The organism is Paraburkholderia sp. BR10923 (assembly GCF_040948765.1).
In the GTDB taxonomy this organism is placed as follows: Bacteria; Pseudomonadota; Gammaproteobacteria; order Burkholderiales; family Burkholderiaceae; genus Paraburkholderia; species Paraburkholderia youngii.
Window position 1 is genome coordinate 1 of record NZ_JBFPKO010000222.1, and the last position, 255, is coordinate 255.

Genomic DNA, 255 nt, shown 5'->3' on the forward strand with positions numbered 1-255 from the left:
TGGTTACCGGGGCGCTGAGCCAGACGGGGGGAAGGTCTACCATCCCGGCCTGCGACGCGGCATCACGCGCACGTTGCGCGCCATGATCCGGCGGCGCAGCGCGATTGAACCAGCGATCGGTCATATGGAGGCCGACGGCAAACTCGACCGGAACTGGCTCAAGGGCGCGCTCGGGGATGCGATCAACGCAGTGCTATGTGGTGCCGGCCACAACCTGCGCATGATCCTCAGAAAGCTGCGGCGTTTTTACGTCCT

Annotated in this window: 1 pseudogene; it reads left to right on the forward strand. The window is 64.7% G+C overall.

Annotation, left to right across the window (positions count from 1 at the left end):
* Nucleotides 1-255 (forward strand): annotated as a pseudogene (locus AB3X94_RS42205) (IS5/IS1182 family transposase); the annotation flags it as partial.